Consider the following 20,099-nt stretch of genomic DNA (forward strand, 5'->3'; position numbering starts at 1 on the left):
CGTGTTCACGAAGTCGAAACAAGTCCTTGTCACAATCCATACTGCTTGGTATAAAGCCTTTAACCGGCTTACCCTTTGAACAGGCAACCTTTCGGTTAGCCGCTACTCTTGCACAAGCTCTGACTGCCATATTTGCTACCAGATTGAATTGGTTTTTAATGGTTTGATAAGTCAAAGATTGGATAGCAATTTTGTTAGTCAGTTTTGGAGCTGTATGTTCGTTCACGTAGTTGCAAGCATCCGCAAACGCCTGAAGGGTTGCCTCTAAGAAGGCCACCTGTTCAGGGGAGGGTTGAAGCTTTATGACTATCGTGAGGACTTGTTTCATGGCTACCATTGTACCACCCGGGAAATAACTGGAAATACTTCGGCTAAACGCCCGAAGTATTTCCCGCTCTCCCCCTACGGCTTACCTCCACTTCGTTCCGGTTGAAGCCGTAGCCCCTCGCGATTTAGGTGGCGCTAAGAGTTTTAGGTTTAATTTGGATTATTTTAGCAGATTGAAGGATGGATGCTCCAGAATCAAGGCTTTGTTACAAAACTTTATCGGTGGGCATGGCTGAAGCTACGTTGAGGTAGTCTTTGGGAATGTGATTGTGGAATTCATTGCAATTTTACTACTATTTTAAGGCGGTCAACATTAGGTATCAGTTAACCTAAAAAAGCCACGAAATAAATTTACGGAACCAACGCTCAAGTAAGAATCGAGCTGACTGGGTAAGTCTTTCAACCCGTTTTAACGGGTTTAAGCTTTTAGCCAGAACTTTAGTTCTAGGCTGAATGCTTATGTCAGCTATTATGACTGTAGATAACTCCCATCTACAACTACCCAAATTTCCGGTTCAAATAATGTAAGTAATTTGATACCTGTTCGTTCTTGAGGAGTGACAAAATGTTCCTCTGCTTTTAATTCCTCAGCATTCATGAATGGTTATTTAGTCACGACAATTGAAAAAGGGCGGGTTTTGAAGCAACGTTATTATCAATAGCGCAATGAAAGTCCCTAAACCCGCCCCTACATGGGTAAACAATTAGGAAAAATTAATCCCGCCACAAGGCAATTCCGCCTAATAATCCATTGATATTGGGGACAATTTTGACATTGGGCGGTAACTCGAAGGTGATTTTTTTGCTTCTCCACCCCCAATATATAGTTGTAGGGTGGGCATTGCGACACGGGATACTCCTGGCATCTTACCCTGTAGGATATGCAATGCCCACCAAACGTATGGGGGTAGACGGCTACAACTGTTAGATTTGGCAGAGATTGCCCGAAAAATTGGGGAGTGAGGGATTTGGGTTAACGTTTCACTGCTGGATGAGTGTGTCAAAATTAACTCAACAGGAGTTGAGCGTTTTGAGCAATGGTGTGGACACCCGGACAGCAGTTGCACGGCGGCAAATATACGATTCAGAAAGTGTTAGGGCATGGGCGGTTTGGTCTCACCTACCTTGCCAGGGATAAAGATGGTGAGGCGGTTGTGATTAAAACACCGAACGATGAATCCCTTAACCGACCTGACTTTGACCGATTACAGCAAGTGTTTGTACAAGAAGCCGTCAAACTGGCTAAGTGCAAACATCCCCATATTGTCAAGGCGGAGGAACCCTTCCAAGAAAATGGGGTGTGGTGTATTGCCATGGAGTATATTGACGGGGTGGATTTAGATAGCCGCGCCCAGCCTATTTTGCCTCAAGAGGAAGCGCTACGTTATATCCAGCAAATTAGTGATGCTTTGATTGTCGTTCATGAGAATGGCTTGCTGCATCGAGATATTCAGCCACAAAACATTATGGTACGGGCTGGCAAAGCTGAAGCGGTACTGATTGATTTTGGGTTGGCACGAGAATTTGACCACGATTTGACTGTGACTCGTACCGAAGAAATTGCTGAAGGTTTTGCCCCCCTAGAACTCTATTCTCGACAAGCCGAACGGGGTGCATATACTGATATCTATTCCTTGGGTGCTACCCTTTATGTTTTATTAACAGGTAAATTACCTGTTAGCGTTCAAAAACGTAAGCTTTCAAATGAGCGTCTAATTCCACCAAAAAAAATTAATCCTCAAATTAGTAATCGCGTTAATCGAGCAGTTCTCTGGGCAATGGAATTGGAAGCAAAAGATCGACCTTCGTCAATACCAGAATGGCTTGATTCCTTAAAGTTAAGTCCCACAAATCCAGACCCTAAACCCTCTGTCTCAGAGTCTAAATTTAATTGGACAGTGTTTTGGGCTGCAGTCGCAGCCGTGGGAACCTTATTGTCAGGAATTGCTGCCTGGATGAGTATTCCTAAGCCTGAACCCCCACCAGCTTCAATTCAGTCACCTAGTCAAACTCCCTAGCCAGAGGTAACAACAATAACTATTAGCCAAAAATAAATACTGCGTTCTGAAACTATTTTTTATGAGATGGGCAAAGGGACAACAATTAAAAGCTGGACAATATATCATTGAAGAGGTTCTTGGTCAAGGAGGTTTTGGTATAACGTATAAGGCGGTGCATGAATCTCTTAATCAGCTTGTTGTGATTAAGACACCGAATGATTATCTGAAATATGAAGCGGATTACAATAAATACGTCGAGCGTTTTATTAAGGAAGGACAGATTCTAGCTAGATTGTCGGAAACTCATCATCCTCATATTGTGGCAGTCCGTGAATTATTCCGGGATGGTGATACTTACTGTTTAGTTATGGATTTTGTTTCCGGGAAAAATTTGTTTGATGTGGTTAAACAACGTGGACGACTTTTGGAACGAGAAGCTGTGAGATGTATCTGTCAAATTGGAGAAGCATTGGCATTTATTCATCAAGCAGGATTGGTACATCGAGATGCTCATCCGGGAAATATTATTTTATGTGAAAATGGTCAAGCTGTTTTAATTGATTTTGGTATTTCAAAAGAGTTAACTCCCTCAACACAAACGTCAACGGGGGATGCAGGAAACCGGGGCTTTGCCCCCTATGAACAGCTTGCTAAAGGGAGTCGAGAACCAACAGTAGATGTTTACTGTCTGGCTGCTACTCTCTATTACGCAGTGACAGCTCAACGTCCGCCTACTTCTCTGGAGCGCAAGCTCAATAATGTGGCGTTGATTGCGCCAAAGCAAATTGTTCCAGAGATTAGCAATCGTTTAAATCAGGCAATTCTCTGGGGGATGGCTCTAGAGCCAGAAGATCGTCCAAAATCAATGCTGGATTGGCTCAAGGTGTTGGATTTAGAGGGAAATGATTTTTCGTTTTGGTTGACACCTAGGTATGTCGTATCGCAAGCTGTTACTCTCTTCAGGCAAAATACACGAAGGCGTTTTCATTTAATTTTTAGTATCTCAATTTTGGTATTTACGCTCAGTTTATTTGCCATGGTTAGAATTGGAATACAAATTAAAAACGCTGTGTCTGTTCCTAAACTGCTTCTGAATGGTGAAGTGGTTAAGGGTGTTCTCAGTGGTGATGACATCAGTGATCATCCTCTAGATAAAACCTATTCTGATGTCTATGTTGTTGAGGGGAGGAAGGGTCAGCAATTAACTATTGAGATGAGCAGTAAAGCGTTTGATCCCTATCTGATTTTACGTCAGTCTGATGGCAGCCAATTAGCGTACAAAGATGATATTTCGCCGATGGATTTTAATGCTAAAATTGTGGTGACATTGCCTAAAGATGACATCTATACTGTAATTGCTCGCTCATCTGCACCAGGAGAGGTCGGATCTTACAGTTTGAAAGCTATGGCTACTGAACCGTCTCGTTAAGTTTAATTTCAATAAATTGACAAAATTATTATTTTAGAGTATTCCGAGAATGGAATGGGTAGTGGAACGTGGTGAATGTAAAATTAGCAATCACAGTACTGGCAACCGGAGTAATCGCGGCGCTAAGTCCGACAATTGCTCTCAGCCAAGGGAACCAATCAAGTCAGGTTCAGTTTATCTGTGCCGAGGGCTACGACCCTGAAGGGAACCGATATGTACCGACAACCTTTGCCTGGACAGAACGGGGAAAAAGTCCCGTGATTCGCTGGCGCTCAGATGCTTCATTCAGCTCACAATGGGATACTCCAACACGGTGTCACGCCGTCTCTGCTCGATTCCAAAAGTATTACCAAGACGGTCGGTTGAACTTGATTACTCATGGGATTATGAACCGTCAACAGGTTATTTGTGTCACCAATAACTATGGCGGTTCTTGTACAGGTATCCTTTATACCTTGAAGTCCGGTGACGACCCAGAGGTTGAGGCTGAACAGCTTCGTGACATTCTCAATGGTAGAAGCCGGAGTGTGATCAATCAAACCTCTGGTGCTCTTCAACTCTATATCGAAGTTGATATTGAGGAGTTTATCCGCACTGCCCCGATTGAGGAAGACCCAGGAAATTAGGGGGTGAATGGAATGAATGGTCGCGCACTGGCTTTTTTTGCCTGTCTCGGCAGTTTGTTACTACTGCCAGCATCTGCCATTTATTTAAGTGTGCCGACTCCCCAAGTATTTGCTCAACAGTCTGACCAACTCTCCGAAGACCAACTGCGTCAGGTGGCTGAATCCATTACAGTTCGGATTGCGACTAAACATGAAAATGCGGGTTCGGGAATACTGGTTGATAAACAGGGGCAAGTTTATCAGGTGGTCACCAATGCTCATGTGTTGACATCGGGCGCACCTTACGCGGTCAAGATGCCGGATGGTCGTGTTTATCCAGCCGAGAGAGTAAAGACTGTTGATTTTGGCAGGAATGATTTAGGACTATTGCAGTTTCAATCTGAGGTAGATTATGCCGTCGCGTCTCTGGGACGGTCATCGGCTTTAGACCTGAATGAGGCAGTGTTTGCGGCTGGATTTCCCTCTGAGGCGGACGAACTTGTCTTCAATCAAGGAAAGTTTACTCAGTGGCAAGATAGAGCGCTAATCGGTGGCTATCAGTTAGGGTATACCAATGAAATTCAACAGGGTATGAGTGGCGGACCCGTTCTCAATCAGCAGGGAGAAGTCGTGGCGATTAATAGCCTGAGGGCTTATCCGATTTTGAATAATGCCTATGTCTATGAGGGAGAGCAGGGGGACCAATTGCCGGATGAGTGGGAGTTACAACAACTGAGGCAATCGAATTGGGCGGTTACGACAGAGACGTTTGTCGCTCAAGCTCCCGGATTTGACTATGCTTGTGTTGCCTCACCCGCGTCACAGCAATCGAATGACTTCTCAACTGTATCCCAATCGCCGATTATGGCAGAGGTTCACCAAAAATCTCAAAGGATTACGGTTTGGATTGATGGACCCCAAGAGCGGGATGGGTCTGGTGTGATTATTGGCAAGGACGGTAATGTTTATACGGTTCTCACGGCAGAACACGTCGTTCCCACTCAAGCCCAAGATGGAAAATATGATATTGTCACTTCCGATAATCAACGGTGTCCAGTCAATTATCGGCGGGTGAAGAAACTGCCAGGAGCAGATTTAGCCCTATTACAATTTACAAGTAACCATTCTTATCCCGTGGCAATGCTGGCGTCTTATAAGCCGGGAGAAGATAGACGATATGTTTTTGTTTCGGGTTGGCTCCCATCAAATCCTTCCAATCCGGTATCCCAGCGTCTGTTTACGGTAAGCACTGGATTGCTTTTTGGCAGAGAATCATCGCCGTTTTGGACACGAGATTTTGTGTCATTGACGTATGGTTATGAGTTGGTCTATACCAATCTGACAAATCCAGGAATGAGTGGGGGACCTGTATTAGATACCCAGGGACGGGTGATTGGCATCCATGGACGAGCTGATGGGATTGATACGATTGATCAAGCTGGTCAGTCACGACCGATTCAGTTATTTTTTAGTTTAGGCATTCCGGTGAGTACGTTTCTGAATCTGGCAGCAAAAGTGGAACTAGAGCCTGGGATGTTGAAACAAGAAACCTCTGAGCCAAAGAAACTGACGCCATCGGAGGAAGATTCCCTGAAAAAATCATTATTAAAAAATGTCGAAGTTCCTCAAAACAGTACCGATGCTATTGCTTGGCTTAATTATGGCAATCAACTGTGGCGGGTATTGCAGTTTACAGAAGCGCTAGATGCTTTTGATCAGGCGATTCAACTTCAGCCAGATTTTTATCAAGCCTGGTATGCTCGTGGACTCATCCTACAATCTCAGGGTCAAGAGCAGTATCAAAAGGCAATTGAGTCTTTTGATAGAGCGATTCAAAAAAGTCCACCCAGTTTTGCTCCACCTTGGCGTTCCAAAGGCTGGTTGCTGTCGTTGTTGAACCAACATCAAGAGGCGTTGATATCCTTTGACAAGGTACTGAAGCTTGATCCCAAAGCGGAAAAGGAGGATTTTGCCCTTCATCTGTTACGGGGTATTTCATTAGGAGAGTTAGAGCGTTACCCAGAAGCGATCGCAGCTTACACTCAAGCGATTAAAATCAATCCTCATCCTTGGGCTTATAACAATCGCGGTAATGTTTATTTTAGATTAGAAGACTACCAACAGGCGATCGCGGATTACACCCAAGCCATTGAACTCAACCCTGATTTGACTGTTTTGGCAACGGCTTATTACAACCGAGGAGATGCTTATTGTCAATTGGGCGATGAGCAGACAGCGTTGAGAGACTTTCAGCAAGCTGGGGAGTTTTATCAGCAACAGGGAAGAACAAAAGAGTATCAAGAGGCGATTACCAGGGACTGCCAATCATCGTGAATCCTGCCCAATAGTAAGGATGGGAGAAATCTCGATTGTTTGACCCGTATATTGGTGAAAGGGGTATACTCTCCCCACTGTTACGTAATTGTCCTTCTTCTATACGAATTTGTCCTCTAAGCAGGGCTAACTGTGCTTGCCGCAGAGCCTCAGCTTTAGTCGGTGCGGTTCGTAGTTGCCGATAGAACTCCGTCATCAAAGCTAAACTTCCTCTGTCGTCAACGTGCCAAATACTTCCCAGTACCGACTTCACACCTATTTGCACCGCCAACCCAGCAAAGCCTAATTCAGCGTTCACATCCCCGAAAGCAGTACGAGAGGCACTCAGAACCAAAAGTTCTACGTCTTTCAAGCCAAGTTCTCGCAACTGATCCAAACGCAGCTTGGTGTCCCAAAGTTGGATATAACTATTAGAGGGATTTCCTGACTGAAACTCAGCATGAGTAGCTAAGTGAACAATGCCATAATCTCCTTGTCCAAGTTGGTTTTTGAGGTTATCCAGCGTAAACGCTTCGTTGAGGAAGGATGTGCCTTGCCAAATCTGCTCAGCAATAATTTCAAGTTCTATCGGAACAGTTGGTAGGGGAGGCAGATCAACGAATTCTGAAGCACCCATTGCTAGAACTGGCAAGTTTTTGATATCAACATAGCTAAAATCCGTCAAGCTTACACTAGGAATCAAGCTGATACTGTAGTTTTCAACTAGAAATTGTTGTCCGTCATGGAGGGCGGCGAGGGGAATGAGGCGTAATCCGGTATCCATGGAGAAGATGAGGGTGTCGATTTCTAGGTGTTCGATTTCATTTTCTAGGGGAGCAATTAGCCATTTATAGAGGGTTTGAGCACTGGGTAAGTAGGCATGGCTGGTGTTATTGTTAATCGCGTGGTTGAATTTATTTAATTCTTGCTTTAGTTTTTGGCGGTTGATATTTGGGATGGTTTTGGGGATGGGTGGGGTGTCGGGGGTGACTAAAACGAGTTGCAATTGGTCGGGAAAGGCGCGAACATAGATAACCACGGCTCGTTGTCCAGTTTGACTTTCGATGGTTTTTAGGGTTTCCCTGACACTGTTCGAGGTACGGGTATCCCTGTCTCTTACTCCTACCTCATCTATTCCTTGGTATCTTCGGCGAATAGGTAGTTGATAATTCACACTAAAGTAAAATCCCTCATCCTGGGCATTTTCTCTCCTATCGTTGAGGTCAACCAGTGGTAAAGCGTAGTCCAATCGCAGAATCAGTCCTGGTAGTGGCTCCCATAATGCTCCTAAACCCATGCCAGCAATAAATTTTTGGTCTTGTAACGAATTCGGATTATCACCCACATTCCAGACATAACCAGCATCAAAAAAAGGAGCCAGTTGAAACGTCGCAACCCCTGTTCCATCTCGTTCTAGGGTAATCCGGTCTTCAATAGACAAGCGAAAACCATTGTCACTCGCCCGAACATTTTGCCGATAGCCCCGCACCGATTGATCCCCACCAATCACCAATTGTTCTGAGGGGAGTAAGCTATCAGTTGTTAGCTGAAGGTCAGCTTCAATAACTAAATAATTATCAGGATGAAGAATTTGCACACGCTGCACCTGACCTAGCCAACTCAAAAAACGACTATCAGGAATCGGGTGATCATTTACCGTGGCATCAAAAAAGCCAGTACCGAGACTAAACTGAGAACGGAATGCCCAAGCTCCAGATACATCTCGAAGAGTATAATCTTGTCCAAATCGAAACACACTGGTACGACTCGAACCCTCTTCATCAGTGCCAAAACTAAAAGGTGTGGGACTTGCAAAAGTAAAGGTTTGACCGTCTTTGAAGCTAAAGCCTAAGGATAAAGCAAATTCTTCACGGGGGGTACGAATTAAGGGTTGCCGATAGCTGATTTCATATCGCTGAGATTCTCCCTGGATATCCTCATCCTCGAAAGGCTCCCCAATAAATTCATTACGCTCAAATTCCGTCTCCAACGTCACAGTGCCATTCATTGGGTTGACTGGTACTGTATAGTTAAACTGCAAACTTTCAGCACCACCCGCCGTCGTCCGAGTATAAGTACCGGAAATTTCATCACCCATGCCAGTTGGATTGTGATAGCCTAAATTGACACCTAAACGTTCGGAACCAACAGGAGGAGGAGAATAGTTATCAACAAACACACTCTCCCCAAAAGAATCAGCTTCATCAACACGTACCACTAGAATACTCTGACCTAAGCCAATTCCTGCTCTCAAACTGGCTTCCACATTCACAAATAAAGGGTTAACTCGAAGCAATCGCAATTGATCTTCCAACGCACCCGTATTGAGTGGTGTTCCAGCCGCCAATTGTACTCGCGAACGGACATAACTCTCATCTAACCGTTGTGTACCTTCAACCAGAATTTCTTCCAAACTCCCTTCAATTACGCGAATTTCTACAATTTCCGTGGATAAAGATTCTTCGACGATAACGGCTCTAGAGGTAGTATAGCCTTGCAGTAAATACAGCTCGGAAATAGCATTAGCAATAGATCTGAGTTCTTCAAGGGTAGTTATGCTTCCTTCTAAGGGTTGAATAATAGGATTTAATTCAGTTTCATCAAAAATAGTACTCCCTGTGACTCGAATATCCGCGACCTGAATTTCCGTTGAGTCTGGCGTTTGAATAGGAGGTGCTTCTTTGACTTCTATTTCTTGAATAATCGATCCGGGTTGATCAAATCGGGGATTAGGTATGATATCTCTTTGTGCTAATTGTGAAAAGCTTGGCTCAGATGTGCTTGTCGGATTCTGCTCTTGTAGATTAGAGCTTAGAGTTTGTAAGGTTAAAGGTTGCTCAAGCAGCAGATGTTCGGGTGTGTCAATCGGGGAGAATTCCGGTTGAAGTATTACTTCTAATTCTTCAGCCGCGACAGTGGGTAGAGTGTAACTAAAGACCATACCAACTGCACCCATGAGGGGAAACAGTGGCAACATACTCCAAAAAACCTTTGCTTGATGCCGATCTATCATTAGTTCAATGAGGTAATTACGGCTGAAAACTAATCGTCTATCGCTAGCATCTTCAAGCGTTTCAATATCCTTAAGACATCGTATAAATCATGACCTGGGTTAAACATATCAAAAATTCTAGACATTGCATATTGAGGTAAGGGATTCTGTACCAACTTGAGAAAGCGAAAACTACTGCCATTGGCAATTAGTCCAAAACTAGGACGTTCGGGATGAGGATTGGATAACATATAGGCTAAAATTTGAGGTCTGGCTATATCGAGAGAAAAATCTGCTTTTTTGGACTCAATTACGACTAACCACAGTCGTTCTAGTAATACTAAGACATCAATATCCCCTCTCATCAATATGCCATTATCTTCTGCGGAGATCTGGGTAGACGCTTCGGATTTAATATGTAAGGGGAATTGGTAGAAGTCAGCTAAATCCAATAACTGACCTAGGACGACCATTTTGACGGTGTTTTCTAAGGTTGGTGGATATTTTAAAAGGTTAGAAAAGTTTGTTTCAATGCGATCAAGCCGTTGTTTTTCTGTGTCACTAATATCGGGTAGATTGTCTTGCCACTCGCGGAAAAACTGTTCCTGCTTAGTAAACTGAAGCCCAAACCGAGTTTCTAAGTCAAGTAATGTAACATTTTTTGCCTGAATTGTTTGTACCATCGTGTTGAGCTGACTATGAGGTATAAGCTAGACCAAGGTGGAATGAATTTCAATTTTACTACTATATATTTGAAAGCGGTCAGCATTAGGTATCAGTTAACCGAAGGAAGCCACAAAATAAATTTCCTGCTAAAAGCTCAAGTAATAATCGATCTTACTGGGTAAGTCTTTCAACCCGTTTTAACGGGTTTAAGCTTTTAGCCAGAACTTTAGTTCTAGGCGTAATGCGTAAGCTGTTCGGCATTTAAACCATAATGTTAAGAACTGCGAAATCCTTGCGGTGCAACTATCTTGGTCACTACCCATTCCCAATTTAAATGCATAACAGCTTACCATTCGACCTAAGTTGAAGTAAGTTTGTAGTCAGTCCCGCAGCGTTTATGGCGCTAAAGCGCAACTACAAACCCAGAATTAATCCCGCCACAAGGCAATTCCACCTAATAATCCATTGATATTGGGGACAATTTTGACATTCGCTGGTAAGTCGAAGGTGATTTTTTTTGCTTCTCCGCCACCAATATAAAGATAATCGTAATTAAATAACTCGGCTAGCGTCGCGATCGCCTTTTTTAACCGATTGTTCCATTTCTTCTCTCCCTTCTTCTCTAACGCCGCCCGCCCTAACCGTTGTTCGTAGGTGTCTCCCTTGCGAAAGGGGTGATGCGCCATCTCTAGATTGGGGACGAGTTTACCATCGATAAATAAGGCTGAACCAAATCCTGTCCCTAGGGTAATCATCAATTCCACGCCTTTACCCTGAATCGTGGCTAATCCCTGCATGTCTGCATCGTTAGCTACACGCACCGGCTTTTTCAAGGCTTTAGACAGAGTAGTCGCTAGATCAAATCCTTGCCAACTGGGATCTAAATTCGCGGCGGTTTTGACGACTCCAGCCATAACTACCCCAGGAAAACCCACAGATACGCGATCGCATTCTCCTTGGGCGGCGGCTAATTCTGCGATCGCCTCAATGACAACATCCGGTTTAGCGGGTTGGGGTGTGGTGACTCGATGGCGTTCAGTGATTGGATTTCCCGCCTGATCTAACACGATCGCTTTAATTCCACTTCCACCAATATCTACGCTAAGAGTACGACTGGATTCATCTGCTTGCGCCATCGGATTTTGATCCTCCTGTTTCAAATAAAAAAAATAGGAAACCGCTACAACATTTTGAATGTGTAGGGGCGGGTTTAGGGACTAACTTTGATTGTTGTTCTTAGCTTAGCTACAAAACCCGCCCTCCCCTCTGTTCGTTCAAAAGCCAAACTTGGGCTAGGGCGGGTTTAGTTACATCTGGATGAGGTAATAAACGATAATAGTCAAACCCGCCCCTACACACAATTTAGAACGATTCAGATTAGATCATTTTCGCCCTCGCCCGTTCTGAACGTGCCTCAGCACTTTCCATCACGTCTGCCATTTTATGCACCATTTCTCCGGGATAGTTTTCTAACACTTTTGTCGATAGAGAAACGCGATTCGTCCCTTCATCTAAGTCAATCACGATCGCTTTAATGGATTGACCCACCTCAAACATATCAGTCAGTGATTCCACCATGTTTTGGCTGACTTGCTTGATATGCAACAAGCCAGTAATCCCTTCTAATTCGACAAACACACCAAAAGGTCTGATATTAGAGACAGTACCTTCCACTAACTGTGCAACCTCTAGCATCGAGAAACTTGCAGCGCGAGTGGCTTCCCGTTGCGAAAAGACTAACTTGCTGCGATCGCGATCGGCTTCCAAGATGCTGACGGTTAAACTTTGACCAATCAACGACTCTAAATTCCCCCGTTGATTCAGGTGCGATCGCGGAATAAATCCTCGCAATCCCTGCCAATCTACCGTAACGCCGCCTTTATTCACGCCAGTCACCTGCACCTGTAGCGACTTGCCACTGTCTTGGATTTGCACCAATTGATCCCAAATCTTATTGATTTCCAACTGACGCCGTGATAGAGTTATCTGACCTTCAGCATTCTGTTCCCGAATAATCAGAAATTCCAACTCTTCCCGCAATGGCAGCACCTCTGACCAATCTTCTACGGGTGCTACTGACACTTCCCCTCCCGGAACATACGCCAGGGATTTCCCGCCAATATCGACATAAACGCCTTCCATTTCATAGCTATGCACTTTGCCTCGCACCACCTGCCCTTGGCTAAATTCGTAGTCATACTCTTCTAGGGCTTTGGCAAAATCTTCCATGGAAAAGGCAGTTTTGCTGGTTTGAGGACGGGTTGATTCTGAAGTCATGAGTATTAAGTGTTGAAAAAAATCGATGTATCATTTATCATTTGCCATTCGAGGTTATTAATGACAAATAATCGATGACGAATAACTACAGTTCTTGCTGAAATAGCGTCTTCACTTTTTCCCAAGCATCTTTTGCCGCTTGTGGGTTATAGCTAGCACGTTGATCGCAGAAAAATCCATGATCAGCGCCCTCATAGCGAAAGATCTGGTGAGAAATTTGATGCTTTTTCAGTTCAGCTTCAATCTGGTTAACTTGTTCAGCCGGGATGCTAGCATCGTCCAAACCAAAGAAGAGATGGATGGTTCCGGTAATATCTTGGGTGCGGGTAATCGTTGGTTCATCTCCTCCTGGCGTCATCGTGGCAATTCCTGCACCATAGAAAGAGGCTGTGGCTTTGATGTCGGGTAAGGTTGCCGCTAAATAGGCGACATGACCCCCAAAACAGAAGCCGATACAGCCGATCGCATTTGATTTAACGGGTGTTTGCCCCCGTAAGTAGTCAATCGCCCCTTGGATGTCACCCAGCAGTTCCTCCGCCTTAGTTTGCGCCTTATACTCCTTGCCGATTTTCAAGTCTTGTTCGGTGTATCCCGTTTCAAAACCGGGGGCTTGGCGTTGATAGAGGGCGGGTGCGATCGCGACATATCCCTCTTTGGCAATCCGCTGAGTCACGTCTCGGATATGGTCATTCACGCCAAAAATTTCCTGCAACACGACCACCCCTGGTAAAGACTCCTCTCCCACGGGCATCGCTAAGTAAGCGTCTATTTGTAGAGAGCCGTTTGTAATCTTCACCCAATCGCTTTTGATTTCTCTAGCCGTCATAATTCAGGTTCATGCTGTTGTTCGTCGATCTATCGCAGTCCTCGCTGCTATGGCTTTTGACCTTTTGGTCAACGGTCAAACTTCTGCTTAATTGTAACGCTCACGTCCCCCCAATTCAGCAAATCATTTACGGATTATTATAATTCTATTGGTTTACTTATTATTTTTCAAGGATTTATTATCTATTTCTGGTGGTGAGCCACCCTCTAATGATTTGGACAAACCTGAATAGGATTTTAGTTTTCAATCTACTGATTTAAACAAACAAAAATTCTGTTGCATTTTGTAGGCTGATCAAACTAGACTATTTAATGAACACATATCATTAAGCTAACAGATTACCTGTTTTGTTTTTGCTCAGGAGCGGCTATTTAAATGCACAAGAGCTTAGTCAAGAGGGTATTCTGGTATAAAGCGCCAAATGATACATCAGATTAAGAAAATCCCACTTGTTTTAAAGTTTAGCTATGATACATGCTTAGAGAAATGCCTAGGTCAGGACTAGAGGGTCAGCCACCCACCATCCGATCTTCAACTGTACGTTATACTCTTGTGTCTATTGAAGAGCAAGTGCTTGGGAGACTTTATAATGGTTCAGCATCATATTCAGCCCGATAGCGAAATCCCTGCTTCAAAGCAGCTATTCGACCAAATTCAGTTTGCGATCGCCTCTCGCCAATATCCGCCGGGACATAAACTGCCCAGTACCCGTCAGTTAGCCATGGAGACGGGGTTGCATCGGAATACAATCAGTAAAGTATACCGCCAGCTAGAAGAAACCGGACTGGTTGAATCCATCGCCGGATCAGGGATTTATGTGAAAGCCCAGGGTCATGAAGGCGGAACTCAGCGTCAATCTCCGATTCTCCAGCAATATCCCCAAGCCTCCAGAATTGTCCAGCAGAGTTTGGACGAATTACTCTCTCAAGGGTGTTCCCTCAATGAAGCCCGCGAACTCTTTTTAGCCGAAATTGACTGGCGGTTGCGCTGTAGTGCTAGAGTGCTTGTTACCGTAGAATCACGAGATATGGGCGCTGGGGAATTAATGGTGCAGGAATTGGAATCCGCCCTGGGAATTCCCGTCCAGTTAGTCCCCTTAGAAGAATTAGAACAAACCCTAGAACGCACCAATTCCGGAACAGTCGTCACTAGCCGTTATTTTATCCAAAAAGCCGAAGCGATCGCCGCGCCGAAATCTGTGCGGGTGATTCCTGTGGATATCCACGACTATGGACAAGAAATCGAAATTGTTAAAAGTCTTCCCAAAGACAGTTGTCTGGGTTGTGTAAGTTTGAGTGGGGGTATTCTACGGATTGTAGATGTGATTATCCACAGTTTGCGTGGGGACGATTTACTCCTGATTACCGCTCAGGTTAGTGATAAATATAAACTGAATGCTTTAGTTCGTAGTGCGCGAACAATTATTAGCGATCAAGCCAGTTATGATGCCGTTAAACGGGCAATTCTAGACGCCAGGGATGATCTGATCCGTCCGCCTAAGCTGGTTTGCAGTGAAAATTATATTGGCACAAAATCGATTAATTTACTCAAACGTGAGTTGGGTTTAGGGTAATTAGGGGTTGCTGAATAAGGATTGTGGTGAGGATAGGGAACTCTTAACAGGGAACGGTTGTAGTGCGAGCGTCTCGCTCGCTATTTTGTATGTTTTTATAGCAGTAGACACATCGATTAGGACTTTCGACACCATTGTAGAGACGTTGCATACAACGTCTCTACAGACTAATTCGCTCTAGCAATACCTCATTAATAACTGTTTGATAACCAATCCCTCTTTTTTGGGCTTCTTCTTTCGCCCATGCTAAGACTTTCGGGTGAAGTCTAATCGAAATTGGCTCATACTTCTCCTCTTCATTTTTAACAGGTCTATCCCGCTTTCTTAATTCCATACCAAACTGTTCAGAAATCGCTGCTCTGAATTTCTGATTTTCTTCTGGTGTAACTCGCCTCGCCCTCTCAAAAGGGAATTCAGATTCCTTGTTCATATCTCCTGCGTTCTATTTTGGTCTTCAAATTATTTTATAGTAGCGATCGGCTTTTCTCAGCTAGCACGTTAACGCAAGTCACTAAATTGGCGATCGCACTGTGCGTCAGGATGAATCGCTTTTCAGGGAGAGGGCGGTCATGTACTCTCAGGGAGCGAAGTCGGGGCGGGTTTAGTTACATTTAGGTGAAGGAAGAAACGATAGTAGTGAAACCCGCCCCTACACACTCAAAACTTAAAGGACTCCACCTTTTCACTGAGATGGAGTCCGAATGGGTGTGACTAAATGAAGCGAAAACTACAGAATACGGAAGATAAAGGGATAGCGGAAAGATTGATCAGGATTATTCAATACTTGCCAAATCGCGATAATTGGCATAACAACATTCACGATACCCAAAAGACCCAGTAGGGGCCAACCAATAAGCACAATCGTCAAGATGCCAAAGATTAATCCGTAGATCCAAAGGTTAATGTGAAAGTTCAGTGATTCTTTCGCGTTTTCTTTCACCACTGGATCATCCGATACGAACAAAACGGCGATCGGAATCGCGATCGATACTAACGCCGCACTAATAAAAATTGATCCATGACAGAGGGCAGATAAAAGCTTGCGTTTGTCGCTATCATAAACATCATACGTCATGCGACAGTCCTCCTTCCCCTCAAGGGAAACTAACTCTTCATCCTGACTGTAGCAGGTTCTCTGAACAAGACAGGTCGTAAATTCCGTCCTATGCAGGGGGGATATTCCTCTTATCAGGTACACAGATCCTGTAATTTGCATACTCCTACACCCTACACCCCACACCCTACACCCCATAACCCCTTCACGCCATCAAGCTAACCTCTGGCTTGGGTACAGATTGCTGTCGATGTTGCTGAATCGGAATCGCGATCGCGAATTCTGCGCCTTGTCCTGGTGCGGATCGACAGTTAAGCTGACCCTGATGTCTATCAACAACGATTTGATAGCTAATGGATAGTCCTAATCCGGTTCCTTTCCCTACAGGTTTGGTGGTAAAGAAGGGGTCAAAGAGTTGACGCTGAGTTTTTTCGCTCATTCCCGGACCGTTATCGATAATTCGGATCGCAACTTGGTTAGGTGCGATCGCTTCAGTCCGAATCCGAATCGTGGGATGATTTTTTCCATTATCCGTGGTTCTTGATTCCTCTAACGCATCGATCGCGTTACTCAACAGATTCATAAACACCTGATTGAGTTGTCCCACGTAGCATTCTACTTTGGGTAAATCTCCATACTCTTTGACAATCTGAATTTCCGCATATCCCGGTTTTGCCTTGAGTTGATTTTGCAAAATCAGCAATGTACCTTCTAACCCTTCATGCAAATCTACCGCCTTCACCTCAGCTTGATCCATCCGGGCAAAGTTACGCAACGACAGCACAATCTGACGAATCCGCTTGGTTCCCACTTCCATTGATTCGAGTAGGTTAGGTAAGTCGTCTCGCAGAAACCCTAAATCCATCTGTTCCGCCGCCGCTTGAATTTCTGGGACAGGTTGGGGATAGTGCTTATCGTACAGGGAAATTACATCCAGTAAATTTTGTGCATAATTTTTGGCATGCACCAGATTCCCGAAAATAAAGTTAACTGGATTATTAATTTCATGGGCTAATCCGGCGACGAGTTGTCCCAAACTCGACATTTTCTCCGTATGAACTAATTGGGCTTGGGCATGTTGCAAGTCACGCAACGCCTTTTCTAAAAGGGTCGCTTTTTGCTGAATTTCATCCTGCGATCGCCGCAACGCCACTTCGGTTTGTTGGCGTTCTTGAATTTCAGCTTCTAAACGCTGGTTGGCGGCTTCGAGTTCTACCGCACTGGCAACATCAAAGGCTTTGGGCATTAATGGTACTAATTCTAGGGCAGTATAGACGGAAATTAACGCCGTAATCGCTTTGATTAATCCAAATAGCCAATAATCGGGATGCCAAATCGTCCAAATTGCCATAGCATGAGTAATACCGCAGGCAATGATAAAAGCGGCAAACATGAGAAAGATGCGGGAAAACGGCAAATCCCGTCGCTGGCAAACAAAATAGATTAAGGTTAGGGGAATTGAAGCATAAGCTAGGGCAATGAAGGCATCGGATAACAGATGTAGCCAGACTAAACCGGGCTTCCACAGGTAGCAGTTGCCATGAGGCATGAAAAGTGTGGCAGTCAAACTGTGCATGATCAACGACTGCATAATGTCTCCTTATAATCAATAATCAGTTCTTATCTGGTAAAATTAAAACGGTTTGAGGGGACTCAATCAGTGATCCGTGAAACCGTGAACTATGACTCAGCATACAGTCAGGAACCCCACGCCTCCTTGTTACCCCTTACTAACCCTGATTTTTGATGGTGGAGGATGTAACCCTCTAACCAGGAAATAAGGAGAAAGTTCTCACCCTGTTAACGTTTGAACCTGAAGCAATTGGATTGACTCAAAAGGCGCTAATTTCAGTATTCCCCAAAATTAGCAGAAACTACACCTTCTAGGGTTATAACCTATAGGGTTAATTTTGATAAAAAAATCTTGACAATTTATGACTGAGGATATAGAAAATACTAACTCAAGCCAACCGACCCAGGATCTCAACTTCTATAATGGAAGGCTGAGTGTTCCGTAATTAGGCGTTTTGAATGTCCACTGAACTTAAGGCTGAACTGCAAACGGCGGTTGAACACCGACGGAATTTTGCGATTATTTCCCACCCTGACGCGGGGAAGACGACGCTAACCGAGAAGCTGTTGCTATATGGAGGTGCGATTCATGAAGCCGGGGCGGTGAAAGCACGACGGGCGCAGCGTAAGGCAACGTCGGACTGGATGGCGATGGAACAACAACGGGGAATTTCGATTACCTCGACGGTGTTGCAGTTCGCGTACAGGAATCGCCAGATTAATTTGCTGGACACGCCGGGACACCAGGATTTTAGTGAAGATACCTATCGCACATTAGCGGCGGCGGATAATGCAGTGATGCTGGTGGATGCGGCGAAGGGGTTGGAACCACAGACGCGCAAGTTATTTGAAGTCTGTCGGATGCGATCGCTACCGATTTTCACATTTATGAACAAGATGGATCGTCCGGCGCGGGAACCCTTGGAACTGTTGGATGAAATTGAGCAGGAGTTAGGGTTACAGACGTATGCCGTGAATTGGCCCATTGGCATGGGCGATCGGTTTAAGGGCGTATTTGACCGCCGTCTGCGGCAAATTCACCTATTTGAACGCACGGCACATGGGAGTAAGGAAGCGGGAGATACGGTAATCGATTTGGGGGATTCCCGGATTGAAAAATTGCTGGATCAAGACCTGTATTATCAGTTGAAAGAAGAGTTAGAACTGATTGAGGGGATTGGACCCGATTTAGATTTAGAGTTGGTGCATCAGGGTCAGATGACGCCTGTGTTCTTTGGTAGTGCTATGACCAATTTTGGCGTCAAGCTGTTTTTGGATGCCTTTTTAGAGTACGCCATGCAACCCGAAGCCTACAAGTCTACCGAGGGGGAAATGCCGCCAACCTATCCAGACTTCAGCGGATTTGTGTTTAAGCTGCAAGCGAATATGGACCCCAAGCACCGAGATAGAGTGGCATTTGTCCGGGTTTGTACAGGTCGATTTGACAAGGACATGACCGTGAACCATGCGCGGACTGGTAAAACGGTACGGTTGTCAAGACCTCAGAAGTTATTTGCCCAAGGGAGGGAATCTCTGGATGTGGCATATCCAGGGGATGTGATTGGCTTAAATAATCCAGGAGTGTTTGCGATCGGGGATACGATTTACAATGGTAAACGTTTGGAGTATGAAGGAATTCCCTGCTTTTCTCCGGAATTATTTGCCTATTTGAAAAATCCCAATCCTTCTAAATTTAAGCAATTCCACAAAGGGGTGACTGAGTTGCGCGAAGAAGGGGCGATACAGATTATGTATTCTGTGGATGAGTCCAAGCGCGACCCAATTTTAGCCGCCGTGGGACAGTTGCAATTTGAGGTGGTACAGTTCCGCTTACAGAATGAATATGGCGTAGAAACGCTATTAGATATGTTGCCCTATAGTGTTGCCCGTTGGGTAGCTGGGGGTTGGCAAGCCTTAGAGAAAGCGGGACGGTTGTTTAATACGGCGGTGGTGAAAGATAACTGGGGGCGTCCAGTTTTGTTGTTTAAGAATGAGTGGAATTTACAGCAGGTGATTGGGGATCATCCAGAGTTGCAGTTGAATGCCACAGCACCTGTGGCGTCGGGACAGGAACCTGATTCGTTGTGACCTCTCCCCTAACCCCTCTCCGGCGAGGAGAGGGGAATAATTTTATAAGCTTTATCACACCAATGCACAATTTTTATAGCAATTACAACCAAGAAAAAAACGATGACGAATGGAATTCGCAGCTACAAAAACCAAGTCCGCCTGCGCGGACTGAGGTTGAGACTGAGTTTACTGAAATAACGACAACATGGTCACAATTTACAGCCCAGCAATTCTTTTCCGGATACAGCGAAACAGATGCTATCTATGACAACATTTGATCCCACATTCCAGACTTCGCGGTGGAATACGTAATGATTACGAAAATCTGGAGCGGGCATCTTAACCTTATAGAAAAATGATAGTATTAAGAATTGAGTTATGAGATAATGGCTTTT

The 20,099-nt window shown here is 44.7% G+C and carries 15 protein-coding genes and 2 pseudogenes; 6 read left to right on the forward strand and 11 right to left on the reverse strand.

All coding sequences use genetic code 11. The features are described 5' to 3' along the window. The 3 genes and pseudogenes from RIG66_RS09795 to RIG66_RS09805 form a co-directional block, all read right to left on the reverse strand. A pseudogene (locus RIG66_RS09795) lies at positions 1-337 on the reverse strand (RNA-guided endonuclease InsQ/TnpB family protein); the annotation flags it as partial. A 459-nt stretch (positions 338-796) separates the two neighbouring features. Next, positions 797-925: a hypothetical protein gene (locus RIG66_RS09800; protein WP_446377512.1), complete on the reverse strand. Its 129-nt coding sequence runs from the start codon at positions 923-925 to the stop codon at positions 797-799. 116 nt (positions 926-1,041) lie between these two features. Then, positions 1,042-1,154 (reverse strand): annotated as a pseudogene (locus RIG66_RS09805) (ROK family protein); the annotation flags it as partial. Positions 1,155-1,364: 210 nt separating this feature from the next. Between RIG66_RS09805 and RIG66_RS09810 the strand changes: the two are divergent. The 4 genes from RIG66_RS09810 (at position 1,365) to RIG66_RS09825 (ending at position 6,695) form a co-directional block, all read left to right on the forward strand. Next, positions 1,365-2,345 (forward strand): serine/threonine protein kinase, encoded by a 981-nt coding sequence (locus RIG66_RS09810; RefSeq protein WP_446377514.1) that lies wholly within the window; start codon positions 1,365-1,367, stop codon positions 2,343-2,345. Between the two features lie 61 nt (positions 2,346-2,406). Beyond that, a complete protein-coding gene (locus tag RIG66_RS09815; protein ID WP_446377516.1) occupies positions 2,407-3,756 on the forward strand; it encodes a protein kinase domain-containing protein in 1,350 nt (449 codons plus the stop codon). A gap of 71 nt (positions 3,757-3,827) precedes the next feature. Next, positions 3,828-4,382, forward strand: a complete 555-nt coding sequence (locus RIG66_RS09820; RefSeq protein ID WP_446377518.1) for a COP23 domain-containing protein — start codon at positions 3,828-3,830, stop codon at positions 4,380-4,382. 12 nt (positions 4,383-4,394) lie between these two features. Then, positions 4,395-6,695 carry a trypsin-like peptidase domain-containing protein gene (locus tag RIG66_RS09825; RefSeq protein ID WP_446377520.1) on the forward strand — a complete coding sequence of 767 codons (2,301 nt, stop codon included), beginning with the start codon at positions 4,395-4,397 and terminating at the stop codon, positions 6,693-6,695. Here the strand turns inward: RIG66_RS09825 and RIG66_RS09830 are convergent. The 5 genes from RIG66_RS09830 to RIG66_RS09850 all read right to left on the reverse strand — a co-directional run bounded on the left by RIG66_RS09830 (position 6,670) and on the right by RIG66_RS09850 (position 13,435). Then, the gene (locus tag RIG66_RS09830; RefSeq protein WP_446377522.1) at positions 6,670-9,651 is read right to left on the reverse strand and encodes a CHAT domain-containing protein; all 2,982 of its coding nucleotides are present in this window, start codon (positions 9,649-9,651) and stop codon (positions 6,670-6,672) included. The genes RIG66_RS09825 and RIG66_RS09830 overlap by 26 nt on opposite strands. Before the next feature lie 65 nt (positions 9,652-9,716). After that, a complete protein-coding gene (locus RIG66_RS09835) occupies positions 9,717-10,349 on the reverse strand; it encodes a type I restriction endonuclease (RefSeq protein ID WP_446377524.1) in 633 nt (210 codons plus the stop codon). A gap of 411 nt (positions 10,350-10,760) precedes the next feature. Then, on the reverse strand, positions 10,761-11,468 hold the full coding sequence (locus RIG66_RS09840; RefSeq protein WP_446377526.1) for an ROK family protein: 708 nt from the start codon (positions 11,466-11,468) through the stop codon (positions 10,761-10,763). Positions 11,469-11,709: 241 nt separating this feature from the next. Then, entirely contained in the window at positions 11,710-12,609 is a 900-nt protein-coding gene (locus tag RIG66_RS09845; protein ID WP_446377528.1) for a S1 RNA-binding domain-containing protein, read from the reverse strand. A gap of 85 nt (positions 12,610-12,694) precedes the next feature. Continuing rightward, a complete protein-coding gene (locus tag RIG66_RS09850; RefSeq protein ID WP_446377530.1) occupies positions 12,695-13,435 on the reverse strand; it encodes a dienelactone hydrolase family protein in 741 nt (246 codons plus the stop codon). 589 nt (positions 13,436-14,024) lie between these two features. Here RIG66_RS09850 and RIG66_RS09855 point away from each other — a divergent pair. Then, positions 14,025-15,008 carry a GntR family transcriptional regulator gene (locus RIG66_RS09855; RefSeq protein WP_446377532.1) on the forward strand — a complete coding sequence of 328 codons (984 nt, stop codon included), beginning with the start codon at positions 14,025-14,027 and terminating at the stop codon, positions 15,006-15,008. A gap of 160 nt (positions 15,009-15,168) precedes the next feature. Here the strand turns inward: RIG66_RS09855 and RIG66_RS09860 are convergent, their stop codons facing one another. From RIG66_RS09860 to RIG66_RS09870, 3 genes are all read right to left on the reverse strand, one after another. Continuing rightward, positions 15,169-15,438 (reverse strand): BrnA antitoxin family protein, encoded by a 270-nt coding sequence (locus RIG66_RS09860; RefSeq protein ID WP_446377534.1) that lies wholly within the window; start codon positions 15,436-15,438, stop codon positions 15,169-15,171. Positions 15,439-15,735: 297 nt separating this feature from the next. Continuing rightward, the gene (locus RIG66_RS09865) at positions 15,736-16,083 is read right to left on the reverse strand and encodes a DUF4870 domain-containing protein (protein ID WP_446377536.1); all 348 of its coding nucleotides are present in this window, start codon (positions 16,081-16,083) and stop codon (positions 15,736-15,738) included. Positions 16,084-16,267: 184 nt separating this feature from the next. Further along, the gene (locus RIG66_RS09870; RefSeq protein WP_446377538.1) at positions 16,268-17,653 is read right to left on the reverse strand and encodes a sensor histidine kinase; all 1,386 of its coding nucleotides are present in this window, start codon (positions 17,651-17,653) and stop codon (positions 16,268-16,270) included. Positions 17,654-18,093: 440 nt separating this feature from the next. On the opposite strand from RIG66_RS09870, the gene prfC reads away from it, so the two are divergent. Next, the gene (gene prfC / locus RIG66_RS09875) at positions 18,094-19,722 is read left to right on the forward strand and encodes a peptide chain release factor 3 (RefSeq protein WP_006106022.1); all 1,629 of its coding nucleotides are present in this window, start codon (positions 18,094-18,096) and stop codon (positions 19,720-19,722) included. Positions 19,723-20,099 lie beyond the last annotated feature (377 nt).

It is taken from the genome of Coleofasciculus sp. E2-BRE-01, assembly GCF_040221695.1.
GTDB lineage: Bacteria > Cyanobacteriota > Cyanobacteriia > Cyanobacteriales > Coleofasciculaceae > Coleofasciculus.